Below are 21,496 nucleotides of genomic sequence, written 5' to 3' on the forward strand. Positions count from 1 at the left end.
GCCGGGTGGTATCGTCGCGCGCACTTTTGCCCCTATAATCCGGCGATCTCTGTTTTTGCCCCGAGGCCATCTTGGCGACATATCAACAAGCACTGACCACCCTGAGTCAGGCTCAGCACCTGCCGCTGTTGAACCAGATTCAGCGTGGCATTGAGAAAGAAGGCCTGCGCTGTTCTCCGCAGGGCATCATCAGCCAGAAGGCCCACCCGAAAGGTCTGGGGTCGGCACTGACCCATCCGAGCATCACCACCGATTATTCCGAAGCATTGCTGGAGTTCATCACCCCAGTCTTCGGCTCGGCGCACGAAACCCACGCCTACCTGAACATTGCCCATCGCTTTGCTTACAAGCACCTCGATGGCGAGCTGATCTGGCCAAGCTCGATGCCGTGCATTCTGCAGGGTGAGATGAGCGTACCGATCGCCCACTACGGCAGCTCGAATCTGGGCAAGCTGAAACACGTTTACCGTCATGGTCTGTGGCACCGCTACGGCCGTGTGATGCAGACCATTTCCGGCATTCACTACAACTTCTCAGTACCGGCCGACCTCTGGCCGGTACTGGCGCAGCTCGATGGCGTGCAGCCGGACGACGCCAATCCGCGCGTGATGCAGAACTACATTTCCGCGCGCTATTTTGGCCTGATCCGGAATTTCCGCCGTAATTCCTGGCTGCTGATGTACCTGTTCGGCGCGTCACCGGCTGTGTGTGAGTCGTTCCTGGCCGGACGCAATCACAAACTCGACCGCCTGCATCAGCACACGCTGTACGGTCCGTACGCCACCTCGCTGCGCATGAGCGATCTGGGTTACCAGAACAACGCCCAGTCGAGCCTGATGGTGTGTCACAACACCATCGAGCGTTACGTCACCACCCTTGGCCGCGCCGTCACCGAACCGGTGGAAGCGTACGAAGCCATCGGTGTTCAGGACGAGCAGGGCCACTACAAACAGCTGAATACCAATCTGCTGCAGATCGAGAACGAGTTCTACAGCGATATCCGTCCGAAACGCGTGGCCCGCAACGGCGAAAAACCACTGCAGGCACTGGCCAAATACGGTGTGGAATACATCGAAGTACGCTGCACCGATGTGAACCCCTTCCTGCCGGTGGGCATCGATGTACCGCAGATGCAGTTTATGGATGTGTTCCTGATCTGGTGTCTGCTGAACGACAGCGCCGACATCGACGAAAGCGAATACTGGCAGATCAAACGCAATCAGCAGGCCACCGTTATGGAAGGTCGTCGTCCGGGCCTGATGCTCGAACGCGGCGCGGCTTCTGTTGGTCTGCAGCAATGGGGACTGGAGCTGCTCGACAGCATGGCTGATCTGGCCCGCACCATGGACGAATCCGCCGGCCACACCTTCCACACCGATGCACTGAATCAGCAGCGCCTGAAGCTGGCCGACAGCTCACTGACACCGTCGGCCCGCGTATTGCGCGCCCTGCAGGAAAGCGGCAAAGAATTCGCTGCGCTCACGCTGGAACAGGCCCAGCAGCACCGCAAAACCCTGAGCGAAAATTTGGGGCAGGATGTGAGCAAACAATGGGCGCAGATGGCGGCCAATTCGCTGGACGAACAGGCGGCGATGGAAGCGTCGGATACCCTGCCGTTTGCCGAGTATCTGGAAAACTATCTGCGCCGCGGCTGAGCCGGATCTGGCGAAGAAAACACGTGACGCTGAAAACGCGTGACATAAAAAAACGGGAGGCAGTGCCTCCCGTTTTTTATGCGCTCACTGGCCGTTATGTACTGCTCAGCCGGATGCTGTTCAGTTCTGAACGACGAAATTATTGAAATACAGATCGTCGATATACGGCATACCTTCGAGCTTGACCATTAAGGCCCGCACTTCGTCGAGCGCCACCTTACGCAGCGACTCACGGCCCTGCGCCGAGTTCATGGTTTCCGACTCCTGCGCACTGAACAGCATCACCAGATTATTGCGCAGATACGGTTTGTGATGGGTCACCTGCTCGGCGGCTTCGTTGCCTGTGACCTTCAGCGCGACTTCGGTGCGCAGAAACTTAATGCGCCCGCTGCTGCCGTAATTCACCACAATGGCCGGCTCCATATAAATGTATTTGGCCGCATTCACCACAGGCGCATCTTCACCGCGCACCGGCAGTACCATCGTCATTAACGCCAGCATCAGCCAGCCCGGAAAACCCTTGCGGAACATAATCCCTCCCTCTGCTTCTAACCCGGTTCAGACACCACACCCTATTGATGTTAGACCAGATAACCCATGACGTGGCTGTGGTAGACTTTCAATATCGTCAGGCATGGACCCTACTATGAAATCGTTAATCCAATCGTTGTCTCTTCATCACGGTTATCTGGCGGGTTTCCTGTCTTGTGCCGGTTTGCTCGGCGCCGCCTATTACTTCGAATACGTGCTGTTTCTCGAGCCCTGCCCGCTGTGCATGCTGCAGCGTCTGGCCACCTTATTTGTCGGCATCGGTTTCCTTGCGGCGTTCTTCTCCCGCCCGCGTCAGGGCAATCCGGCCAGCTGGGGCCTGAAGCTCGCGTTGTTATTCACGCTCGCCTCGGCGCTGCTGGGTGTGTGGGCAGCCGATCATCAGCTGTGGCTGCAGAGCCTGCCGAAAGAAGAAGTACCGGCCTGTGGCCCGAGCTTCGACTACATGCTCGAAACCCTGCCCCTGACGGAGCTGCTGAAAGTGATGCTGCACGGCGACGGCAACTGCGCCGAAATCACCTGGACCTTCCTCGGTAAAAGCATGCCGTGGTGGACCCTCCTCTGCTTCTTGGGCTACGCCTCAGCCGCTACATTTGCGCTGGTGAAAGTGTCGGTCAAGCGCGCTCACTGATCCGCGTCAAGCAAGCAGAAAGCCTGCATTTATCAAGGCCGGAATCGCAAAAAAGCCGCTTGCTTAGCGGTTTTTAACCGGCCTATAGTGTCCCCGTAACCCAGTACAAAAATGACAAACTGTCCTGATCAGGACAGCCGGGAGGACACCATGCTGGAAGGCTGCAAGACTGCACAAGAACGCTGGGGCGGCGTTCATAAACTCATTGATAGCTGGTTAAACGCCCGTCAGGAACTCATCGTTGAATTCTGCCGCCTGTCGGCCAGTAAACCGCTGTCAGCGGAAGAACCTCTGTCGGCCACTCTGGCGTCGTTCTGCCAGAACCTGATGGACTACTGCTCCACCGGCCATTTCGAAATTTACGAACAACTGGTGCGTGAAGCGAAAGATTACGAAGACGAAGACGGACTCGAACTGGCCCGCACTCTGGTGCCTCAGCTGGACACACTGACAACCCGCTGCGTCGACTTCAACGACACCTACGATCAGAACTGTACCTTCGACATGCTGGCTCAGTTGCCGGGCGAACTGTCCGGTATCGGCGAAATTCTGGAAGAGCGCTTCCAGCTGGAAGACCGCCTGATCGAACGTCTGCACAACATTCACCGCGATCTGGTAGCCGGCTGAATGCACAGGGCCGGTTTTCCGGTCCTGACTTTCCCCCAATCCCGCTGAAGCCGCTACACTTATTGCATGTGCCTTTTGTCTTCAGAGATGCTTCCGCAATGACCTTCCGCCTGTTTTCCCGCCGGTCGATTCCATTAAGCGCGCTGCTGTTGCCGGCGGTGCTGTTGCTTACCGGTTGCGATCAGGGCAAAGAGCCTGCCGATGTACGCGAAGTTGCCCGTCAGGCTGCGTACTCCATTCGCCTCGCCAATGACGGCAGCGCCGCCATGGTCGGCAGTCTGCATCACGGTGGCAGTCTGTGGAAAACCCAACCGGTCGACCGGCTGTTCGACTGGAACCATAAACAGGACGACCTCAGTGCCATCACCAGCAGCGCGTTTTCACCGGAAGGTAAATTCGTCGCCACCTCCGACGGCCGTACCATTGTGCTGTGGACACGCGATACCGGTGAAGCCGTGTGGTTCTGGAATGCACCGGGTGATATTGAAGATATCGCACTGACCGGCAACGGCAATTTCGCCCTGCTCGGTCTGCGTGATTTCAGCGCGACCTTATTCGATATTAAAAATGGCGGTGTACGTCAGCGACTGGCGCACGATGGCACTGTGTATTCTGTCAGCGTCAGCGAGGATGGCCTGATCGGGGCAACCGGTTCCGAAGACCTGAATGCGCGCATCTGGAATCTGGAAAACGGCAAGCTGCTGTTCACCCTGAAGCACCGCACGCAGGTGCGTACCGTGCAGCTGTCCGCCGACGGTCGTCTGCTGTTCACGTCAGCGTTGAATGAACCCGGAAAAATATGGGACGTGGCATCCGGTCGTTTATTGAAAGAAATTGGCCGCACACGCGGACATTACAGCGCGGCGCGCTTTTCCGGTAACGACGCGCAACTGCTGACCGGCACCACAGCAGGTCATATCGAACTGTGGAATGTCAGCAGTGGGGAGCGTCAACAGCTATGGCGTGCCAGCAACCGTGACACCTGGGTGAACAGTACCGTCATGGTGGAAGACGTCGCCTTTATGAACAGTGGCTGGCTGGCCGCCGGTACCAACGGCCTGCTCTATTTTCTGCACTGAAAACCGCTTCCCTCAGCGCGTCTGCTCCAGCTGACGCGCACGATCGTCCACCATCGTCTGCACGTTCTTCGCATCTTCAATCAGCTTGGGAATTTCCGCCGGATTCACCGTCATCGGTATTCCCGGGATGGCCGATGGTGTTGTCTGCGCTTTGGCTTTCGGCTTAACCGGTTCCGCGACCGGCATCTTCACGCTCTGCAGAATATTCGCTGCGGTATCAATTTCCACCGCAACGGTTTTCGCGTCTTTTGGTACGTCATCACCAAAGTGCCACTGGCCTTTTTCATCCTGCCACTTGTAGTAGGTCTGACGGGTTTCTTCGGTCGACAGCTGCTGGTCTTTCTGCGGCAGCGTCATCAGGGGTTGTCCGTTCGGACCTTTTATAAAGAAGGGGGCAATACAGGCTGCTGCCAGAATCAACAGCATAAAGGTGATCTTGGTTTTCATTTTCTCATCCTTGTGATTCACTCCACGGCGCCGGATTATAACCTATGCTACAAGGACACTGCGCATATAACCGATAACTAAGCGTCGGCAGCAGAATACAGGACGGATTCGTGACCGAAACAGAAACGCCACCAACATCTTCGCCAGGCGTCCGGGTTGTTACCCGGGTCATGCCCGTTCGCATCATGATTGCGAATGCGAAAGGCGGCTGTGGCAAAACCACCATGGCCACCAATCTTGCCAGCTACTTCACCCGCCATGGCGAAGTCACGGCACTGATAGATTACGACCCGCAAGGTTCGTCGATGGACTGGCTTCAGGCCCGCGATGAAAACCTGCCGGTCATCAATGGCGTTGCTGCCTTTCAACGACTGGCGCCGACCACCTCCACCAAAACCTGGAGCATGCGCGTTCCGGTCAGCACCTCGCGCGTAGTGATCGACACACCGGCCGGCCTCAGCGGTAACGAACTGTCGGATCTGATTCAGTCGTCCGACGTTATCATCATTCCCGTAATTCCATCCGCGATCGACATCCGTGCCGCCACCGGATTTATCCGTGATGTACTGCTGTCACGCGCGTACCGCATCAGTCCGAAACCCATTGCTGTAGTGGCCAACCGCGTACGTAAAAACACGCTGATTTACGCTAAGTTAGAGCGCTTCCTCAAGAGTCTGCAAATTCCGTTTGTGGCAGCCTTCCGCGACACCCAATTCTATGTCCGCGCCAGTGAGCACGGATTAGGTCTGGTCGATTTCGAACAGACCGATGCCAAAGATATGAAAGAGTGGAATGCACTCATTGGCTGGGTAAATCAGCACATCAAAGCGCTGAAAAATAACGTAAATTAAAAATGTCCCGAATATCCTCTGGGCAACCGGAGGTAACCACTGCTTTAATAGCAACGACACGCACAAAAAATTCATCTTAAATTCGTGGATGAAAAGCGCTCAATTCGTATAATGCCGGAATCCAAAACCTGAATGAGGAAGTGCACATGGCCGCACGCAAACCCGCTACCGCTAAAAAAGCGCCCGCTGCTAAAACCAAAGCAGTGGCAAAAGCTGTAAAAACTCCAGTTGCTAAAAAGGCACCTGCTGCGAAAAAAGCACCGGCACGCAAGGCAGTTGCCAAAGCGAAAGCACCTGCACTGTCTGCTGTTCAGCTGCTGGAAAAAGACATCGCAGCTCTGCAGGCCAAACTGGATACTGCCCGCGCCAAAGAACTGAGCGATGCGGAAAAAGCGCTGGCCAAAGCCACCGTTGCACTGAAAAAAGCCTCTGATACTTCTGCCAATGCGGCCGCCGCCGTCAAAACCATTATGGCAAAAGTAAAAATGAAGAAGACTCCGGCCGGCGTGCGTCAGCTGGATGCTGCCAAAGTAAAAGCTGCCGCTGCTAAAGCCGCTGCTGCAGCCGCCAAAGAAGCTGCCGCTGCTGCTAAAGCAACGGCCACTGAACTGTCTGCCGCCGCGAAAGCACGCGCTGTTCTGGCCAAAGCCGCTGCCGCCGCTGAGAAAGCCGCTGCCAAAACCACAGCGAAGAAGCCTGCTGCCAAGAAAGCCGTTGCCAAAAAGCCAGCCGCTAAGAAAGCCGTACCTGCAGTGAAAGCCGCTGAAGCTGCACCTGCAGCAGCGCCTGCTGCCAAAAAAGCAGCTGTAAAAAAGCCAGCGGCTAAAAAGCCGGTAGCCAAGAAAGCGCCAGCTAAAACTGCAGCCAAAGCAGCACCTGCTGCCAAAGCCGCTGAAGCTGCACCAGCCGCCGAAAAGAAAGTAGTGGCTAAACCGGCTGCGAAAAAGCCTGTTGCCAAGAAACCCGCTGCGAAAAAACCAGCCGTTAAGAAAGCCGCACCAGCGGTTGCTAAAGCAGAAGCAGCACCGGTCGTTGCTGAAGAAGTGAAAGCCGCTGAGGTTGTTGAAGCACCTGTTGCACCGGTTGTTGAAGCTCCGGTTGCACCTGTGGTTGAAGCACCGGTTGCCGAAGAGAAACCAGCAGACGCGCCAGCGGCTGATGGTTCAAGCCTGTTCAGCGCTGAGTAATTACAACGCTCTGAACTGCTGAAGAAGAGGCCTTACGGCCTCTTTTTTTTGCCCGCGTTGCGGGTAAGCCCACAGCGCGTCGAGCGTCAGTAACTCACGTTCACCCTGCGCACGTTCCAGCACAGCAAACAAACGTCGGATACCTTCCTGCTCGGCCAGCAGTTCGCTCTTCAGTAACTGCGAACGCAGCGGTTCCGACGGTTTTTCCAATGACACCCGCAAGGCCCGCAATGGCAGCACCAGGGCGTCGCGCCAGGCGATGTAAGCAGCCAATGCGTCTTCTTCCGGCCAACTTTTGCTCTGTGAGCGCAGCCAATGGTCGCTCAGCACCAGCAGCACATCGACCCCATAGTCGTTCTGCAGCGTCAGCATCTGCTCTTTCACGCCGGGCCTGCCATACAGGTCGAGCACATAGTGCCAGAGTGGGTTATCACCGGATTCTGTGGCAAACTGCGCCGCCATTGCCGTCACCTTTTATTTGCTGCCGATATGATTGAATTTAATCAGGTTTCCCTGCAACGCGGAACGCAGACTCTGCTCAAAGATGCTTCGCTGCGCATTCACGATGGCCAGAAAATGGCACTTATCGGCCCGAATGGTGCTGGTAAGTCCAGTCTGTTTGCCCTGCTCAACGGCGAACTGAACGTCGACGGCGGTGACCTGTATATTCCACCGAAATGGCGCATCGCCCATATGCGGCAGGAAGTGGAAGCCAGCGAGCGCAGCGCGCTGGATTATGCGATGGACGGCGACTCGCTGTACCGCACCATAGAGCACAACATTGCCAACGCCAAAAGCGATAACGATCTTGCGCACTGGCTCGATCAGATGGATCAGCATCAGGGCTATGGCGTGCCGGTCAAAGCACAACAGCTGCTGCACGGCTTAGGGTTTTCACAGGAAGAGCTGCAGCGGCCGGTGAAAAGTTTTTCCGGTGGCTGGCGTATCCGTCTGAACCTGGCGCAGGCGCTGATGATGCCATCCGACCTGCTGCTGCTCGACGAACCGACCAACCACTTGGACCTCGAAGCAACACTGTGGCTTGAGCAGTACCTGAAAAATTATCCGGGTACCCTGCTGTTTATTTCCCACGACCGCGACTTTATCGACGGTGTGGCCAACAACATCGTGCACCTGCATCAGCAGAGCCTGACCCTGTATCCGGGTAACTACAGCGCCTACGAACGCATCCGCGCCGAGAAACTCGCACAGCAACAAAGCGTGTACGAGAAACAACAGGAACGCGTGGCCGAAATCGAAAAATTCGTTGCCCGTTTTCGCGCCAAAGCGTCTAAAGCCAAACAGGCTCAAAGCCGCCTAAAAGAACTGCAGCGCATGGAATTAATTGCACCGGCGCACGTGGATTCACCCTTCCATTTTGAATTCCCGTGCTATGAAAAAATGTCCACGCCGCTGCTGGCCATTGATCACGCGCAGCTGGGTTATCCGGGCAAAACCATTCTGCCTGACGTTAAACTCAGCGTGGTGCCCGGTCACCGCGTCGGTCTGCTCGGACCCAACGGCGCGGGTAAATCGACATTACTGAAAACCCTGTGCCGCGAATTACCAATGCTCAGTGGTGAGCGCTCCGAAGGCGAACACCTGCGCATTGGTTACTACGCTCAGCACCAGCTTGAATCACTGGATGTGAAAGCCACCGGTGCGCTGATTCTGCAACGCCTGAAACCCAAAGCCTCCGATCAGGAAATCCGTAATTTCCTCGGTGGGTTTGGTTTCCACGGAGACCGCGCACTGGAAGTGATTGAGCCGTTTTCCGGCGGCGAAAAAGCCCGTCTAGCGTTGGCTTGCGTCGCCTGGATGAAGCCTAACCTGCTCATCCTCGACGAACCGACCAACCATCTGGACATCGAAATGCGCGAAGCCTTAACCGTCGCGCTGCAGAATTTTCCCGGTGCCATTCTGGTAGTGAGCCACGACCGTCACCTGCTGAAAGCCACCGTCGACGAATACTGGCTGGTTGATAACGGTAAAATTCAGGAATTTGATGGCGACCTAGACGACTACCATCAGTACCTGCAACAACGCGAAGAACAACAGGCGCAACCAGCTGGCGGCAATGCCGCTAGTGCAGCACCGGCTGCTCCCGCTGTTGACCGCAAAGAACAGAAACGCCTCGACGCCGAAAAGCGTCAACGCTTAGCGCCGCTGCGTAAGAAGCAACAAGCCGCCGAGAAAAAAATGGAAACCCTGCAAACGCAGTTGGCCACCATTGAAGAACAGCTGGGTGACAACGGTCTGTACGACGCGGCGCGCAAAGATGAGCTGAACAAATTGCTGCAACAGCAGGGCAAGCTCAAAAGCGAGTTGGAAGAAGTCGAAATGGAATGGATGGAGCTGACCGAACAACTGGAAGCTGACGAATAAAAAAGGGCGCTTAAGCGCCCTTTTTTACACCCGTCAGCCGCGTGTACGGCGACGGACTGCCAACGGCAGAATCAGCAGCGGCAACCAGAACAGAGCACCGCCTTTACTGGATTTTTTACTGCGTTCGGAATCCAGCGGGTAACGGTCACTGGTGTCCGGCACACCGTCATTGTCGTCGTCGGTATCGGCGTTGTTGCCAATACCATCACCGTCGGTATCCACACTTTCCGTTGCGTCGAACGGCAACGCATCGTCCTCGTCGGGCACACCGTCGTTGTCATCATCCGGATCAATCGCATCACTCAGATAATCACCGTCGTTGTCCGCTGCGGCGTCCTGCAACTGCTGAGCGCGCAGCTGGCCGCCGACCTGTTCGGTAAACGTCAGTGCACTCAGGTTAGGTACGATCGCCTGACCGTTGCTGACCGCCAGCAACTGATATGCAGCGAAATCAGAGGTACTGATCAGCGCTGTCAGCGACGGTATCTCGCCATCTTTCAGCGAGGCCATCACGGTCAGAACATACTGCCCGCCTTGTTTGACGACATTTCGCACCCAAATGCTTTCGGCCGCATACAGCTCCGTATTTTCAACCAGCGCGGTTGCGGCAGAAGAGACTTCGGTCCAACTGTCGCCGTTGTCCAGCGAGCGCAGTAATTGCCGGTTGCCGGTGGACACAAAAATTTCGCTGCCCATCACATAGAACTCCGACGGATAACCGAGTTCGGCATAGCTGCCCAGATCGTGCCAGCTCCAGTTCTCACCATCGCTGGATTGACCGTAAAACACGTCATCGTTGGTGACGGTACTGCCATCCAGAAAACGGCGGTAACCGACCACGTGAATGACATCGTCGATCACCTGCATGCCCGTAAAGAGAAACTGATGAGTCTGACTTTCACCCACTTTCTGCGGAATGATGTCGGCCACTTCCCAGGTATCCGATTCCGCAGCGCGCTGATGGAAAGGCGTCGGATAAGAATTGGAAGACGCCGCGAACGCACGTCCGTTACTGAGGAAAGCAAAATACACGGTTTGCAGGTCCACCCAGTTGGCGTAAGTCCAGCTGCTCAGGTCCGTCGAGGTGTAGACACCTTTTTCAATGGGTGTGTACGAATCCTCCACCGCAGCGACGTATTCCTCACGGACCGCATCCCAATAAATCGCATGAAGGTGTGGCAACGTGGCCGGCTCTGACCAGGTCGCCAGATCCGACGAATAACGGACGTCGGTCCACGTCTGGTTATTACCATCGATGTCCGCCGTATAGGCAGACAAACTGAAATAGAGATCATTCACCCGCAGTAAGGTTTCAGTGCGCGGAATATCGGCCAGCGCCGTAACGCCATCGTCCGTCAGCTGATACAAACGCGATGCCTGATCCGATGCACCAGACCACACCGAACCGAAATAGTAACGCGTGCTGCCGACATCCAGCGTCTGCAAAGTCTGCGAGCCGTCACCAATCAGAACGTCACCCAATGGCATCCAGTAAGCGTCCACGGTGTCGCTGCGCAACAGCTGATGAGAAGACTGCTGCTGGTAGTAGTATTCCTTGTCCGCGTCGTCACTGAGCACGCCAATGGTAGTCACGACAGTGGCGGCATCCGATTCAGGCATCAGCTGATAGGTGATGGTACCGGTACTGTCCGGACCGTAATCGCGGGCGATATCGGCATAGCAATGCCAGGTCAGATCCGGCAACGGTAACAGGCCCGCTATTTCCGTCGTACCCGCATCATAGGCAGCCGACGTCGCCGTAAATGCCTGCTCAACGCCGCCACTTTGCTGCGTGCCAGAAATAGAAACTGTGATGTCGCCGGTCCAGTCGGATGGCACCGCAATACAGGAACCTGTCTGCCAGTTTTCAACATCGAGCAGGTCGGCTGTCATCGAACGCTCAATGGTGACGGAACCATCCTCCTCCCAGAACACCGAACGTTCTCCCGGGGAGTACCAACAGCCAGACGCCAGTCCGGCGCTCAGTACCAGCAATAATCGTTTCATGCGAAAACTCCATCAGCCGCACCGTGCGGTTTTATCGCAGAAGCCACGCCCTGAAGATCAGAGGCAGCAGAATCAGACATGAAGGCTAAGACGCAATACTGAGTCTTGCAACGCAGGGGACAGGAATGGCTCAAACCGGCACCCGCCAGCGCGGGCCAGACCAATAAAAAGGCCCGCAAAGCGGGCCTTTTTATTATGAAGGGAGCACACACAAGGCCAGCCAACCGGCACAGATCTATGGGATCAGCTTCAGGCTGACGTTACCTGCGATACTCAGGCCATCGCTGGAGGTCGCGTTGTAGGTATAACTCAGCGCCTGATCCGATTGCGATGAGATCGTGTAATTCTGACTGCCGTAGGTCAGTAGGTTGACGATTCCATCATCATGTCCGGCCTGCACAATGAAAGCGGTGTAAGAATCGACCGGGATATAATCGGTCAGTTGCATACGACTGCCGTCCGCTGCGGCAACCACCACCGCCTGACGATCGTCATTACGGTTTTCAATCACAGCACAGGTAACGCCTACCGAGCTGTCACCTTCCGTATCCGACCAGTTCAGTTTCCAGGTACCAAACGGATTAACCGAGTCGCTGACGCGGCGGAATTCCACGGTTTGCTCAACGTCTTCCTGATACGACGCCAGCCTGCTCAGCGACACCTGACGACTGCCAGAGTAGCTTGTGCTTATCCGGTTTCTTCCGGTGCGGTTACCAACAAATTGGGTACTGCTTAAATGATCTTTCGATATTGTCAGACTGTTAAAACCGCCGGAACAGGAAGCCACTTCATAACCGATTCCCAGACTATTGGTGCGGATGACCAGCACCTGCAGCGCACTGCTGCTTTCCTGTGCCGGCATTTGCACATTCACCATATCGTGGCGTTTACGATCGGTATTGATCACCCCCACCCAGGTTCCAAGGATCGAATCGGAACTCAGCCCTGCAGCTGCGGTGGAATAGGGAGCGACACTGAATTGCTCGACAGAGGGCTGATCGGTGGAATCGGAAGCACCGCCGCAGGCAGTTAATAAAGCGGCAGGTAAAAGATAAACAAGAGAAGGTTTCAAGGCTGATCCATCAGTTAAATTAATAATTTACGTATTATATACACATAAAAGTCAGTATCTATCCTGATGTCATATCTGTCTTGTGCATTAATGTGATCAATGCCAGCAAACCGGTTTTTAAACCCAATAACGGAGAAACCGTAAATAAAAAGGGCGCCTGAGCGCCCTTTTTATTGGGTTCTGTTCGCTGATCAGCCCACATACTCAGAAAGCCTGAATACCCTTATAACTATGCCAGCTCAGCGCCTGCTCACCGGCTCCAGCTGGTTAAGGCCTTCACCCACCAGCCGGTAAGCTTTGCCAAAGCCTGCGGTATAACCGCCGCTGACGGGCGTGAGTTTCAGCAGATGAAAGTCGTTGAGGGTGCGCAGCAGCCCCACCATTTTGCCGTGCTTGTCTTGCATCGCCTGCAGCAGTATTTGCCATTGCTCACTGTCGCGCGCAACTTCCTGCGCGCTTACCTGCAGGGTGACACGGCGGCGGGCAAACAGATTCTGCGCCTGCGCTTCGTCTTCAATAAATAACAGGCTCGCCGTTTTATATTGCAGCAGGTTACGCGTATGCAGAGCCAGTGCTGACACGTAAATATAAAAGCAATCATCGTGCTGCAGCACGGGGGCGTAGCTGGATTCAGGCTCAGCATAACCGTCTTGATTCACACTGGCGGTTGCCAGAATGACGCTGTTAAAGCCCGCTATAAATTGCTGATATTCAGCGAACAATTCAGCCTGCAATTCAGCGTTCAGCTCTGTGTCTGTGCTCATGCTTCGGCGTACCGGTCGGTGGCCCGGATCAGTTGATCGAGAATGCCAGGTTCACCCATCGCATGGCCGGCGGCTTCGACAATTTTTAATTCTGCATGGGGCCAGGCCTTGGCCAGATTCCAGGCGTATTTTAACGGACACGGCATATCGAATCGGCCGTGCACAATCACAGCGGGAATACCCTGCAGTTTGTGCACGTCACGTAACAGCTGACCTTCGTCGAGCCAGCCGGCATTAACAAAATAGTGGTTTTCGATGCGGGCGAAGGCGAGAGCAAACTGATCACCACCAAAGCTGTCCACCAGCTCGGGTTCCGGCAGCAGAGTGACGGTACCGCCTTCCCACTGACTCCAGGCTTTGGCGCAGACGAGTTTTTCAGCTTCGTTATTGCCGGTTAAACGCTTGTGATAGGCGTGCATCAAATCGTTGCGCTCAGCTTCTGGAATCGGCGCGATGAATTTCTCCCATTTTTCCGGGTGCATTTCCGAAACGCCATATTGGTAGTACCACTGCAGCTCAGCCTGAGTGAGGGTATAAATACCGCGCAGCACCAGTTCACTCACGCGTTGAGGGTGTGTTTCGGCGTACGCCAGCGCCAGCGTTGAACCCCAGCTGCCACCAAACACCAGCCATTGCTCTGCGCCGCATAATTCACGCAGACGCTCGATATCGTCGACCAGATGCCAGGTGGTATTGGCATCGAGACAAGCGTGCGGTGTCGAACGGCCACAGCCACGCTGATCGAACAGCAGCACGTCGTACAGCGCCGGATCAAACACGCGCCGGTGTGAGGCATTGCAGCCACCGCCCGGACCACCGTGCAGAAACACCGCCGGCTTTGCGCCGGGCGTACCGACCCGCTCCCAGTAAATCTGATGGCCATCCCCCACATCGAGCATGCCGCTGGCGTAAGGTTCAATGGGCGGATAATAGGTGCGAAATACCGACGTCATAGTGTTCACCGCTGTGCGGTCTCCTGCGGACTTTGACGTCATCATAAGCGCGACGACGATGAGCAGGAAACCTGCGCTTTCACACCGCAGCCGATTTATTTATGCTCAGCGCCAGTTCACACCAGCGGAGCGTTTCATGGCTGTATTTTCCCGCCGCGGATTTATCCGCGCGTCATTACTGGGTTCCGGCGCTGTGGTGCTGGGCGGCATTGCGGTGAAGACCGTGGCCGACCAGTCAGACGTCAGTCTCAGTGCTTTAAAAGACGAATTAAATGCCATGCCGTGGGCGTCGTTAACCAACGCCGGATCCTGGAATATCAGTCAGGTGCTGCAGCATCTGGCGCAGAGTATTGATTATTCGATGGATGGTTATCCGCAGATGAAACCCGAGTGGTTCCGTCTGACGGCGGGCTCAGCCGCGTTCAATGTGTTTGGTGCCATGGGGAAAATGCGCCATCCGCTGGATCAGGAAATTCCCGGCGCCACGCCGCTGGTTGTGCAAATGCCGGTGGCCGATGCCCTAGCGCAGCTGAATATGGCCATCGACCGCTTTCTGCAGAACACGGCCCCGCTGGCACCGCACTTCGCCTATGGCGACCTGAGCCAGCGACAGTACGAAACCGCGCACTGGCTGCACATCCGCAATCACCTCGGCATTATTGCCTGATCGCCTGACGCTCAGCGCGCGAGCACCGACACCCGCTCGACCAGCACCACTTCGCAGGCGCCATTGCCTGTGTCTTCCCGGGTCAGGGAACTGACCCAGTGCCAGCCGTCACTGGCGTCGACCCTGACCAGCTTGCCCGACAGAACAATCAGGTTGCCTTCACCGAGCGCCAGCAGCTGGTCGCGCACCCCCTCGTCCGCCGGAATCATGTGCATATTGGCGCTGTGGGTTTCGACCTCGCGGCGCGGGATAGGCAGAGCGTCGGTGCGCCAGTAATACCAGCGGTTCGCCTGACGAATGGAAAACTGCGCGGCGATTTCCGGCTCGGCCATCGGCCCCCAGCCCAACGCCAGATCGAGCGGCGACAAATCGGCTTCGCGGCCGCTGCGGTAACGTTCATAACCCAGCACCCGCGCCGTCAGTTCAAAGTCGTCCTGCAGCGTGGTGATGCGGTAATCGCCCATGCGCAAACCGGAACCTTCCGGCTCCAGCGGCAAACCGTCCGGCGTGCGCAACCACCACCAGCCGCCGAGCACAATCAAGGCGATCAACAGGGTACGAGACATATCAGCTCCCTTCTGAAACCCGTCGTCAGTATAACCACGTCCGGCCGTCGCCGGCCCGCAATTGACGGCTGGCAGCACGGGCCCTGCCTCAGCGGGTTGGGTGATAGTCCCGCGATGAATGAACACAGGGTTATTCATAGAATAATCATCTTAATCTTATCAACAGGACAGCCGACACCCTGTGCATAACCAGAGCAGGGAGAAGGCGATGAAAATCAGTCAGGGCGACGTCAGCTTAAGCGGACAGCAACAGCACCAGCTTGATCTGGCGCGCATCACCGGGCAGGCGGTGGCAGTTAATGCCGGAAACGATGCGGACAGAGACTCAGACAGCAGTTCAGACACTCAGGCCAGCATCCGCCTGTCGCTCAGCCGGCAAAGCAGCGAAAGCCGCAGCGTGAACAGCCAGAGTCTGGTGACCGGGGCCTGCGGCCAGCAACAGCAGCTGGCGTCGTCATCGCTGGCCAGTCAGCTGATGCAGAGCCTGACCGAGTGGGACTATAGCGTCAGCGCCGTCAGCCCCGGAGCGACCTCGGCCGGACTGGGCGTGGACGTCACTGTCACCAGCGTGCTGCGGCTGGAAGAAAGCAGCTATCTCGGGTTTGAGGCGGGTGGACAGGTACAGACAGCGGATGGCCGCAGCATCGATTTTCTGCTGGCGCTGGAGTTCAGCCGCCATACCCGTGTCGAGCAGCTGAATGCCTTCAGTGGCCGCCTGAATCTGATCGATCCGCTGATGATTAACCTCGCGGGCGGCAGCGTGGAACTGACGGATCAGAGCTTTGACTTCGACCTGAATCAGGATGGCAGCCGCGAAGCCATCGCCCGCCCGGCCTCAGGCAGCGGCTATCTGGTGTTCGACCGCAATGGTAATGGCATTACCGACGACGGCAGTGAATTGTTCGGCCCGCAGTCGGGCAACGGCTTTGCCGAGCTGGCCCAGTACGATGACGATGGCAACGGCTGGATCGACGAAAACGATGCCATCTTCGCCCGTCTCGGCGTGCTGCAGGTAACCGACGACGGCGCCATGACCCGCACGGCCGCCGAGGCCGGACTGGGCGCTCTGTATCTGGGTTCCGTCGCCGCCGATTACGACCTGCGCAACGACGGCGGCGAGGTGTTGGGCGTGATCCGTGGCAGCGGCGTGGCGCTGGCGGAGTCCGGTCAGGCGTTACTGCTGCAGGAAGTGCATCTGGCGGCACCGGCGCCCGCCGCTGCGGTGTACACCCACGCCGATGGCACGATTCAGGGCGATACCGGCGCCATGACCATAGATTCGGCGCTGGGCTTCTTTCAGTTCAGCAACGAGCTGCTCGATAGTCGTGATGCACAAACGCATGTGCGGCTGCGGCGGAACATCAATGATGCGCCGTTCCCCGTGCTGGTTGCGTCCGCCAGCCCGCTGAGCCGTTCTGAAACCCTGGTCAGTGACAGTGTGTACCGGCTCAGCGAATCGCAACGCAACCAGCTGCAGCAGTGGGTCAGCAGCGCCGTGCGCGAATTCAACCCGCAGTTGCGCCTGCGCGGCAGCGACGCACCTGTGTATAACCCCATTCCTGACCCGGTTCGAGCCGTGCCGCTGAATCTGGCCGACGCTCTGGAGGCCACCACACAGTCGGCCAACAACCAGCTCAGCGCGCTGCGCGCCACCATCGAAGAACTGAAACACCTGCGTCGGCAGCAACAGGAACAGGGGCAACAGGTCGCTCTGTATCAGGCCATCGGCCGCCTGCCAAACTGAGCGAGGAACAGGGGCAGCGAGGGGCGCTGCATCAGACCATCCGCTGCTTGCCAAACTGAGCGAGGCACAGGGGCAGCACGGGGCGCGCTTCAGACCATCGGCCGCCTGCCAAACTGAGCGAAAGCGAGGGCAAAGCCAGGCGATCTGGGCTAGGGTAAAGACTGATCTTTTCTTCCGGTTCCGCCCTTGCCCGGCCACACAACCGGCTGTTACTGACTCAGGGAATATCCCCTTCGCCATGCAACTGTCCGACTATTTTCTGCTCGATGACGCCGCGCCCGCGACCCTGTTGATCGGCCAGTACGACCCATGGCTGGTTGCCCTGTCGCTGTTTATTGCCGTGGCGGCGTCGTTCATGGCGCTGACCATGGCCGCGGCGGCGCGCAACAGCCCGTCGCGTGGCATGGCCCGCCTGCATCTGGCCACCGGCGCTCTGGCGCTGGGCGCCGGTATCTGGTCGATGCATTTTATCGGCATGCTCGCCTTCCAGCTGTGCACCACCGTTAACTACACGCCGGGCATCACGCTGGTGTCGCTGGTGCCGGGCATTCTCGCCTCCTGGGTCACGCTTAATCTGCTGTCCAACAACACAGTCAACATCACCCGCCTGCTGGCCGGCGGGCTGGCGGTCGGACTGGGCATTGGCAGCATGCACTACATTGGCATGGCGGCCATGACGCTGGCGCCGTCGCTGCGCTATGACCCGCTGTTTTTTGCGCTGTCGATTGTGGTCGCGACCGTGCTCGCCACGCTGGCGCTGTGGATCAGTTTCGGTCTGCGCCAGCACCTGAAGATGCGCGGCAACCGCATCCGGCTGCTGGCCGGCGCCGTGATGGGGCTGGCCATTGCCGGCATGCACTACACCGCCATGGAAGCCGCGCGTTTTGTTGGCCAGGCCGACCCGGATTTCATACCCGGCAGCGACGAGCATTACCTGCTGTCGTTCAGCATCGCGCTGGTTACCATTCTGCTCGGTGTTCTTATCAGCGGCCTGAATGCGCTGGTGCGTTACCGCAATCTGCTGGCGCGCAGCGAAGAATCGGCCAGTGAGTTACAGGCCATGTTCGACACCGCCGTCGACGGCATCATCAAGATTTCAGCGGCGGGCACCATACTGTCCGCCAACCGCTCGGTGGCGTGCATTCTGGGTTACAGCGAAGACGAGCTGCTTGGCCACAACGTGAAGATGCTGATGCCCACCGGCCACAAAGAAAACCACGACCAGTACCTGAGCAGTTATCTGATCACAGGCACGGCCAAGGTGATGGGCCAGAGCCGCGAAGTGTTCGCCCGCCACAAAGATGGCCGCAATATTCCGGTGCGCCTCGCCATCGGCGAGTTCCGCCGCGCCGGCACCGTTACCTTCGTGGGCTTTATCAGCGACATCAGCGAGCGCTATAAAATGGAACACGACCTGCGCCGCGCCAAAGAAGAAGCCGAACAGGCGGCGCAGGCAAAAAGCGTGTTTCTGGCCAACATGAGCCATGAAATCCGCACGCCGATGAATTCCATTCTGGGATTTACCGAACTGCTGCTCAGCAGCCCGCTGAATGAGACACAGGAACGTAACCTCACCATAGTGCGTAACTCAGCGCAGTCGCTGCTGGCGTTGCTGAATAACATCCTCGATACCGCCAAATTCGAAAGCGGCAGCGACGTGCTTGAGTCGCGCGATTTCTCGCTGCGCGCCATCTGCCAGCAACTGATTGCCACCCAGAGTCTGGCCGCCCGGCGCAAAGGCATAGAGCTGATCCTCGACTACAGCACCGACATCGGCGAGCACTTTGTCGGTGATCCGCTGCGGGTGCAGCAGGTGCTGCTGAACCTGTTATCGAACGCAGTGAAATTCACCGAGCAGGGTCGCGTCGACCTGCAGGTTTGCCGCTGCCGCCGCGGCGGCGATGGCGTTGAGATCAATGTGCGCGACACCGGCATCGGCATTCCCGCCGATCGTCTGCACAGTATTTTCGACCCCTTTTCGCAGGCCGACACCAGCATGACCCGACGCTTCGGCGGCACAGGTCTTGGCACCACCATCGCCCGCCAACTGGTTGAACTGATGGGCGGCCAGCTGGAAGTCAGCAGCATGGTCGGCGAAGGCTCCTGTTTTACCGTCTGCCTGCCGCTGCCGCCGGGTAACGCCAGCAACGACGCGGACATGCGCATGCCGGAAGTCCGGCTGCCGCCGCTGCGCATTCTGGCCGCCGACGACGTACCCCAGAACCTGCAGCTGCTGGAGGCCATCCTCACCCGCCGGGGCCACCGCCTTATTTCCGTCTGCAACGGCCAGGACGCCGTCACCCTGTATTGCTCCGGGCATTTTGATCTGGTGCTGATGGATGTGCAGATGCCGGTCATGGACGGCCACGAAGCCAGCCGCCGCATCCGCCTGTGGGAAAGTGAACATCAGCGCCACGCCACGCCCATCATCGCCCTCACCGCCAGCGTGCTGGAGCAGGACCGCCGTGCCGCCCGCGCCGCCGGCATGGATGGTTTCGCCGCCAAGCCGCTCGACATCACCGAACTCAGCCTCGAAATCGCCTCGGTGCTGGGCATCGAAGCCGACGACAGCGACAGCCTGCCAGCCACCAGCAGCGAACGCCTGCTGATCAACCGCCAGCATGGTGAAGCCCTGTGGCAAAGCCGGCGGCAACACATGAGTGCGGTGCGTGCCTTTCTGACCGACGATGCCAACCAGCCCGGACGTCTGGAAGCCCTGTTGCGTCAGGGCGACACAATGCAGGCCGGCGCCCTGCGCGAGGTGCACCGCCTGCGCGGCATCAGCGCCAACCTGTCGCTTGAGAGCCTGGCTGACGTTTACGGACTGCTCGAACAGCATCTGCACGCCACCAACAACGACTATCCTTACCCCTTAGTGGAAAGTGTGCGGCGCCTGCACGGCGAACTGGCGCAGCTCATTCAGGCCGAAGGCCTGCCAGCCGCCGACACCCCAGCCGGCCCTCAGGAACCCGCCATGAGCGGCGCCGAGCTGCTGGCCGTGCTCGGCGCGCTGGTGCATCAGCTGCAACGCGGTGAACTGCCTGACGAACCGCTGGCCGACGTGATGCGCAGCCTGCCCGACACACTGGCCGATGCCGTGCACGATGCGGCACTGGATTTTGAATGTGAGAAACTGGCGGCCCTGCTCGACGACTACCGCCAGACCCTGATCAAGGAGAACCGGTCCGATGAATGAACAGCCCACCCTGCTGTTGGTGGACGATGAGCCAGCCAATCTTCAGGTGCTGAAAAACATTCTGGAAGACCACTACCGCCTGCTGTTTGCCCGCGATGGCCAGCGTGCCCTGACACTGGCGGCCAGTGGCCGGCCCGACCTGATTCTGCTGGATGTGATGATGCCCGACCTGTCGGGCCACGATGTTTGCCGCCAGCTGAAAACCAACGCCGATACTGCGCACATTCCGGTGATCTTTGTCTCGGCGCTGGCGCAGGTAGAAGACGAAGCCTTAGGCTTTGAACTGGGCGCCGTCGACTACATCACCAAACCGGTGCGGCCGGCCATTGTGCGCGCGCGGATCAAAACCCACCTGTCGCTGGTGCGCACCGACGAACTGCGCAAAACCCGCCTGTCGGTGGTGCAGCGTCTGGGACGTGCCGCGGAGTACAAAGACAACGAAACCGGCCGTCACATCATCCGCATGAGCCTGTTCTCGCAGATCATGGCGCGGCGTTTGGGCTTCGGCGAACAATACCTCGACGACCTGCTCAACGCCGCGCCCATGCACGACATCGGCAAAATCGGCATTCCCGATGCCATCCTGCTCAAACCCGGCAAGCTGGACCCGGACGAATGGGCCATCATGCAGACCCACGCCCGTATCGGCGCCGAAATCATCGGCGACGACGGCTCACGCCTGCTCAACATGGCACGCGAAATTGCCCTCTGCCACCACGAAAAATGGGATGGCAGCGGTTACCCGCAAGGGCTGCAGGGCGAATCCATTCCGGTCGAAGCCCGCATCGTGGCCATCGCCGATGTGTTCGATGCACTGACCAGCGAACGCCCTTACAAAAAAGCCTGGAGCATTGAAGACGCCACGGCCCTGATTCGCGGTCAGAGCGGACAGCATTTTGATCCGTCTCTGGTGGACGTGTTCTTCGATTGCCTGCCCGACATTCTGATTGCCCGTGACCAGTGGCTTGATGAAGACAGCGGCCACTGAGACTGACCGGCCGCATTCGCGCTTCATAAAAAAACACAAAAATAGCCCATAAAAAAACGCCGCAGTTGCGGCGCTCTTTATGGGCTATTTCTTTATGGGCCTGTTGGCGCGTTATTCGGCACGCTATG

19 protein-coding genes are annotated in these 21,496 nt (G+C 57.8%); 11 read left to right on the plus strand and 8 right to left on the minus strand.

Annotation, left to right across the window (positions count from 1 at the left end):
• Nucleotides 1-71: 71 nt before the first annotated feature.
• A complete protein-coding gene (gshA, locus tag ACQUQU_RS15610; protein WP_430460628.1) occupies nt 72-1,655 on the plus strand; it encodes a glutamate--cysteine ligase in 1,584 nt (527 codons plus the stop codon).
• Nucleotides 1,656-1,775: 120 nt separating this feature from the next.
• Here gshA and ACQUQU_RS15615 read toward each other — a convergent pair whose 3' ends face one another.
• Nucleotides 1,776-2,186, minus strand: a complete 411-nt coding sequence (locus tag ACQUQU_RS15615) for a flagellar basal body-associated FliL family protein (protein WP_430460629.1) — start codon at nt 2,184-2,186, stop codon at nt 1,776-1,778.
• 115 nt (nt 2,187-2,301) lie between these two features.
• Between ACQUQU_RS15615 and ACQUQU_RS15620 the strand changes: the two genes are divergently transcribed.
• From ACQUQU_RS15620 to ACQUQU_RS15630, 3 genes are all read left to right on the plus strand, one after another.
• A complete protein-coding gene (locus ACQUQU_RS15620) occupies nt 2,302-2,835 on the plus strand; it encodes a disulfide bond formation protein B (RefSeq protein ID WP_430460630.1) in 534 nt (177 codons plus the stop codon).
• 111 nt (nt 2,836-2,946) lie between these two features.
• Complete coding sequence (gene rsd / locus ACQUQU_RS15625; RefSeq protein WP_430460631.1) at nt 2,947-3,462, plus strand: sigma D regulator; 516 nt, start codon at nt 2,947-2,949, stop codon at nt 3,460-3,462.
• A gap of 98 nt (nt 3,463-3,560) precedes the next feature.
• Entirely contained in the window at nt 3,561-4,541 is a 981-nt protein-coding gene (locus tag ACQUQU_RS15630; RefSeq protein WP_430460632.1) for a WD40 repeat domain-containing protein, read from the plus strand.
• 12 nt (nt 4,542-4,553) lie between these two features.
• Here the strand turns inward: ACQUQU_RS15630 and ACQUQU_RS15635 are convergent, their stop codons facing one another.
• Nucleotides 4,554-4,988 (minus strand): DUF4124 domain-containing protein, encoded by a 435-nt coding sequence (locus ACQUQU_RS15635; protein ID WP_430460633.1) that lies wholly within the window; start codon nt 4,986-4,988, stop codon nt 4,554-4,556.
• Nucleotides 4,989-5,098: 110 nt separating this feature from the next.
• Between ACQUQU_RS15635 and ACQUQU_RS15640 the strand changes: the two genes are divergently transcribed.
• Nucleotides 5,099-5,839, plus strand: coding sequence for an AAA family ATPase (locus tag ACQUQU_RS15640; RefSeq protein ID WP_430460634.1), 741 nt, complete (start codon nt 5,099-5,101; stop codon nt 5,837-5,839).
• Between the two features lie 146 nt (nt 5,840-5,985).
• On the plus strand, nt 5,986-7,026 hold the full coding sequence (locus ACQUQU_RS15645; protein WP_430460635.1) for a hypothetical protein: 1,041 nt from the start codon (nt 5,986-5,988) through the stop codon (nt 7,024-7,026).
• Here the strand turns inward: ACQUQU_RS15645 and ACQUQU_RS15650 are convergent, their stop codons facing one another.
• A complete protein-coding gene (locus ACQUQU_RS15650) occupies nt 7,027-7,488 on the minus strand; it encodes a TIGR02444 family protein (protein ID WP_430460636.1) in 462 nt (153 codons plus the stop codon). It lies immediately after the preceding gene.
• 27 nt (nt 7,489-7,515) lie between these two features.
• Between ACQUQU_RS15650 and ACQUQU_RS15655 the strand changes: the two genes are divergently transcribed.
• Nucleotides 7,516-9,411 carry an ATP-binding cassette domain-containing protein gene (locus ACQUQU_RS15655; RefSeq protein ID WP_430460637.1) on the plus strand — a complete coding sequence of 632 codons (1,896 nt, stop codon included), beginning with the start codon at nt 7,516-7,518 and terminating at the stop codon, nt 9,409-9,411.
• Nucleotides 9,412-9,444: 33 nt separating this feature from the next.
• Here the strand turns inward: ACQUQU_RS15655 and ACQUQU_RS15660 are convergent, their stop codons facing one another.
• From ACQUQU_RS15660 to pip, 4 genes are all read right to left on the minus strand, one after another.
• Nucleotides 9,445-11,418 carry a hypothetical protein gene (locus ACQUQU_RS15660; RefSeq protein WP_430460638.1) on the minus strand — a complete coding sequence of 658 codons (1,974 nt, stop codon included), beginning with the start codon at nt 11,416-11,418 and terminating at the stop codon, nt 9,445-9,447.
• Nucleotides 11,419-11,653: 235 nt separating this feature from the next.
• A complete protein-coding gene (locus ACQUQU_RS15665) occupies nt 11,654-12,325 on the minus strand; it encodes a hypothetical protein (RefSeq protein WP_430460639.1) in 672 nt (223 codons plus the stop codon).
• A gap of 404 nt (nt 12,326-12,729) precedes the next feature.
• Nucleotides 12,730-13,254, minus strand: a complete 525-nt coding sequence (locus ACQUQU_RS15670) for a HugZ family protein (protein ID WP_430460640.1) — start codon at nt 13,252-13,254, stop codon at nt 12,730-12,732.
• On the minus strand, nt 13,251-14,207 hold the full coding sequence (gene pip, locus ACQUQU_RS15675) for a prolyl aminopeptidase (protein WP_430460641.1): 957 nt from the start codon (nt 14,205-14,207) through the stop codon (nt 13,251-13,253). The genes ACQUQU_RS15670 and pip overlap by 4 nt, the downstream gene beginning before the upstream one ends.
• Before the next feature lie 136 nt (nt 14,208-14,343).
• On the opposite strand from pip, the gene ACQUQU_RS15680 reads away from it, so the two are divergent.
• The gene (locus ACQUQU_RS15680; protein WP_430460642.1) at nt 14,344-14,874 is read left to right on the plus strand and encodes a DUF1569 domain-containing protein; all 531 of its coding nucleotides are present in this window, start codon (nt 14,344-14,346) and stop codon (nt 14,872-14,874) included.
• A gap of 11 nt (nt 14,875-14,885) precedes the next feature.
• Here ACQUQU_RS15680 and ACQUQU_RS15685 read toward each other — a convergent pair whose 3' ends face one another.
• Nucleotides 14,886-15,440: a hypothetical protein gene (locus ACQUQU_RS15685; RefSeq protein ID WP_430460643.1), complete on the minus strand. Its 555-nt coding sequence runs from the start codon at nt 15,438-15,440 to the stop codon at nt 14,886-14,888.
• Between the two features lie 208 nt (nt 15,441-15,648).
• Between ACQUQU_RS15685 and ACQUQU_RS15690 the strand changes: the two genes are divergently transcribed.
• The 3 genes from ACQUQU_RS15690 (at nt 15,649) to ACQUQU_RS15700 (ending at nt 21,368) form a co-directional block, all read left to right on the plus strand.
• The gene (locus ACQUQU_RS15690) at nt 15,649-17,184 is read left to right on the plus strand and encodes a hypothetical protein (protein ID WP_430460644.1); all 1,536 of its coding nucleotides are present in this window, start codon (nt 15,649-15,651) and stop codon (nt 17,182-17,184) included.
• Between the two features lie 238 nt (nt 17,185-17,422).
• Nucleotides 17,423-20,380, plus strand: a complete 2,958-nt coding sequence (locus ACQUQU_RS15695) for an MHYT domain-containing protein (RefSeq protein ID WP_430460645.1) — start codon at nt 17,423-17,425, stop codon at nt 20,378-20,380.
• Nucleotides 20,373-21,368, plus strand: a complete 996-nt coding sequence (locus ACQUQU_RS15700; RefSeq protein ID WP_430460646.1) for an HD-GYP domain-containing protein — start codon at nt 20,373-20,375, stop codon at nt 21,366-21,368. Before ACQUQU_RS15695 ends, ACQUQU_RS15700 begins: the two co-directional genes overlap by 8 nt.
• Nucleotides 21,369-21,496: the final 128 nt, after the last annotated feature.

The sequence above is a fragment of the Thalassolituus sp. LLYu03 genome (assembly GCF_050507655.1).
Lineage (GTDB): Bacteria > Pseudomonadota > Gammaproteobacteria > Pseudomonadales > Oceanobacteraceae > Venatoribacter.

Coding starts and splice junctions, on each gene's coding strand:
- ACQUQU_RS15615 (WP_430460629.1), bottom strand. CDS start 2,186: ATGTTCCGCAAGGGTTTTCCGGGCTGGCTGATGCTGGCGTTAATGACG.
- ACQUQU_RS15620 (WP_430460630.1), top strand. CDS start 2,302: ATGAAATCGTTAATCCAATCGTTGTCTCTTCATCACGGTTATCTGGCG.
- rsd (WP_430460631.1), top strand. CDS start 2,947: ATGACAAACTGTCCTGATCAGGACAGCCGGGAGGACACCATGCTGGAA.
- ACQUQU_RS15630 (WP_430460632.1), top strand. CDS start 3,561: ATGACCTTCCGCCTGTTTTCCCGCCGGTCGATTCCATTAAGCGCGCTG.
- ACQUQU_RS15635 (WP_430460633.1), bottom strand. CDS start 4,988: ATGAAAACCAAGATCACCTTTATGCTGTTGATTCTGGCAGCAGCCTGT.
- ACQUQU_RS15645 (WP_430460635.1), top strand. CDS start 5,986: ATGGCCGCACGCAAACCCGCTACCGCTAAAAAAGCGCCCGCTGCTAAA.
- ACQUQU_RS15650 (WP_430460636.1), bottom strand. CDS start 7,488: ATGGCGGCGCAGTTTGCCACAGAATCCGGTGATAACCCACTCTGGCAC.
- ACQUQU_RS15655 (WP_430460637.1), top strand. CDS start 7,516: ATGATTGAATTTAATCAGGTTTCCCTGCAACGCGGAACGCAGACTCTG.
- ACQUQU_RS15660 (WP_430460638.1), bottom strand. CDS start 11,418: ATGAAACGATTATTGCTGGTACTGAGCGCCGGACTGGCGTCTGGCTGT.
- ACQUQU_RS15670 (WP_430460640.1), bottom strand. CDS start 13,254: ATGAGCACAGACACAGAGCTGAACGCTGAATTGCAGGCTGAATTGTTC.
- pip (WP_430460641.1), bottom strand. CDS start 14,207: ATGACGTCGGTATTTCGCACCTATTATCCGCCCATTGAACCTTACGCC.
- ACQUQU_RS15680 (WP_430460642.1), top strand. CDS start 14,344: ATGGCTGTATTTTCCCGCCGCGGATTTATCCGCGCGTCATTACTGGGT.
- ACQUQU_RS15685 (WP_430460643.1), bottom strand. CDS start 15,440: ATGTCTCGTACCCTGTTGATCGCCTTGATTGTGCTCGGCGGCTGGTGG.
- ACQUQU_RS15690 (WP_430460644.1), top strand. CDS start 15,649: ATGAAAATCAGTCAGGGCGACGTCAGCTTAAGCGGACAGCAACAGCAC.
- ACQUQU_RS15695 (WP_430460645.1), top strand. CDS start 17,423: ATGCAACTGTCCGACTATTTTCTGCTCGATGACGCCGCGCCCGCGACC.
- ACQUQU_RS15700 (WP_430460646.1), top strand. CDS start 20,373: ATGAATGAACAGCCCACCCTGCTGTTGGTGGACGATGAGCCAGCCAAT.